This window comes from Levilactobacillus senmaizukei DSM 21775 = NBRC 103853 (genome assembly GCF_001592085.1).
Classification (GTDB): domain Bacteria; phylum Bacillota; class Bacilli; order Lactobacillales; family Lactobacillaceae; genus Levilactobacillus; species Levilactobacillus senmaizukei.
Genome location: NZ_BCWD01000043.1, coordinates 1 through 2,658 on the forward strand (window position 1 = coordinate 1; position 2,658 = coordinate 2,658).

Here is a 2,658-nt window from a genome sequence, read left to right on the forward strand (position 1 = left end):
CGTGAGCGCAGCGAAAAATATGTATGCGTAGCGTACATATAAGTGCGCCCTTAGCAGGGGGCTAGACTTACGGTACTTGCATTATAGCATCTCAAAGTATTAAATAGGATTATCACCTTTTTGCTAGGGAAGTGTTATAAATGAGTTCAGATGAAACTGCCGATAAACAAACGCAACTCATCAAAAATCGAATTGCTAAGATTGAGGAAAAGGAGAAACAACTAAAGGCTCGCAAAAGAGCTGAATTGAACCGACTGAATCAGCAGAAACGTAAACAACGCACCAAACGCTTAATTCAAAAAGGGGCGGAACTGGAAAAACTTCAAGGTGAAAATGCTGCCCAAATCACTGCTGAAGAAACCCGCGATTGGCTTAACCATAAAATTGCAACCAACAAACAACTCATGCTTGAATATCAAAATCTCAAATACTTTACCACACATGTTGCCTACGATGACGACTCTTCCGTCTTCGAACACTACCAAATAAACAAGATTAATAAGAATTGACAGGGCAAACAAAGTTAATTCATACTTGTACTCACTATAATTCTAAAAAATCAGGAGAAAAATTATGTTTCCAAAAGATGTACCGTTAGATTTAAATTTTAATGATGACACTAATGATTATTCCAAAAATCTGCCATTAATCAATAAAGATGACCCAATATTACAATTTAAATCAAAATCAGGACAACTTTTCGAAGGTGATGCTGCACTTTTTTTAAAAAGCATTCCATCTAAAAGCGTTGATTTGATAATTGCTGACCCCCCATACTCCATAAAAAAAGCAGAATGGGATACGTTTGCTTCTCAAGAAGAATATATTAGTTGGTCCCTTACATGGATTACAGAAGCTTCTCGCGTTTTAAAGGATACAGGGTCATTATACATTGCCGGATTCTCAGAAATTATAGCCGACGTTAAATTTCGTGTTGCACAAGAGAAGTTGTTTGTAGGAGCAAAGTGGTTGATATGGCATTATTTAAATAAAGGAAACTTAGGTAATGATTGGGGACGCAGCCATGAAACTTTTATTCAATTCAGAAAATCAAAAAAGTTTATCATGAATCAAGATTTTATCCGTATTCCCTATGGATCTCATACTTTAAAATATCCTTCTCATTCTCAATCTAGTAATTCGGCATTTTCAAATAATAAAAAGCAAGAACGTTGGCAGCCTAACCCCATGGGTGCAAAACCCAAAGACGTTATCGAAATCCCAACTTTGAATAACGGTAGCCCTGAAAAAACAAACCATCCAACTCAAAAACCAGAAGAACTTATTAGAAAATTTGTTTTAGCCTCTTCCAATCGCAAAGATCTTATCGTTGATCCATTTAGCGGCTCAGGAACCACAATTACTGTAGCGGAAGAACTAGGCAGAAACTGGCTCGGAAACGACATATCTAGAGAATATAACAAATTAGCTATCAACAGAGTTACCGAGGCCAAGCATATGACCGACGAAGAATGGTTCTGGCTAGATAGAAAGAACGAACTGAGACGGAAAGGAATAAGATGACAAAAAAACTAAAAGAACTTCAAGATACCGTGCTAAAACACGATTTCAATAATTTAGCACAAATATTGGATTTTTCTTCCACCTTTATGGAATATTTATCTGATAATAAACAAGCCGTTATAGTAGCTCAAAATGAACATAACTACAACTTTTTTCAATTTAATAAGAATGCAAATTTCACTATTACACGACCTTTTAATAGCGAACTAATTCTAAATTTCAATGAGTTTCAAAAAAAACGTGTCATATTCGATAATTATATATCTCTTCTAAATGAACATAAAGAAAAGGCAAAAGAATTCATTACTAAGCCTAAAATTATTGATGAACTCTTATATACTGCACAACAAGCTATTGGCTTTACATTAGATACATTACCCCAAGGAAAAAGCAACAATGCTAGAAAAATTAATGGTGATTTATTCGAGTTAATGATGTTATATGTCATGCGTTCTATGGGAATAGATGCTACCCATGGTACATTCCCCATGACAATAAAAGATGATAACGGTAATCAAATATCAAAGATGAATTGGCAACATGATATGATTGTCCATCATAAAAACTATAAGACACCCTCAATGATTGGTTCTGTAAAAACTACTAGTAAAGACCGTATTAGTAAAGTATTCATGGATAAATATTTGTATGATCGCTTATCAGGGACACAAACTGCCCAAATTGCTATTTTTCTTCATGATGTTCAACGAGCAAAAGCAAAAAAAGAAGGCGTCTACAAAGTCAGTCAAACTTTCTTAACCGGACACTTTAAAGCGTACACTCTAAAGATAAACCCACTAGATGGCGTATATTATATGGATATGCGACCAATTTTTGAATCTGATGACCTCTTAAAAAAACAAATCAAAAGATTCCATTATCTATTATTAAACGATATTTGGCAGTATATAAGTTAACAATCACATTTTATACGAGTAGAATTATACTATAAAAAGCTCAAAATGAACTCAATATAAATGTGAAAAAAATAGACCAATCTGTAGTTAACATAATCAGCCTTATCCAAAGAAGCCCGCTAAACGTTCGTCTAGCGGGCTTCTTGTTTTTTATGCTTGTGAATTTAACTTTCGAAAAAATCGAAGTGGATAATATCAACGTTTCGCCCACCACAAA

At 34.4% G+C, this 2,658-nt stretch carries 3 protein-coding genes; all 3 read left to right on the forward strand.

The window, feature by feature from the left end; all coding sequences use genetic code 11:
- Positions 1–140: 140 nt before the first annotated feature.
- The 3 genes from LSE01S_RS10375 (at position 141) to LSE01S_RS10385 (ending at position 2,441) form a co-directional block, all read left to right on the forward strand.
- Positions 141–509: a hypothetical protein gene (locus tag LSE01S_RS10375; protein ID WP_061777557.1), complete on the forward strand. Its 369-nt coding sequence runs from the start codon at positions 141–143 to the stop codon at positions 507–509.
- Between the two features lie 64 nt (positions 510–573).
- Positions 574–1,524 (forward strand): DNA-methyltransferase, encoded by a 951-nt coding sequence (locus LSE01S_RS10380; protein ID WP_082622399.1) that lies wholly within the window; start codon positions 574–576, stop codon positions 1,522–1,524.
- Positions 1,521–2,441 (forward strand): hypothetical protein, encoded by a 921-nt coding sequence (locus tag LSE01S_RS10385; protein ID WP_061777558.1) that lies wholly within the window; start codon positions 1,521–1,523, stop codon positions 2,439–2,441. The genes LSE01S_RS10380 and LSE01S_RS10385 overlap by 4 nt, the downstream gene beginning before the upstream one ends.
- Positions 2,442–2,658 lie beyond the last annotated feature (217 nt).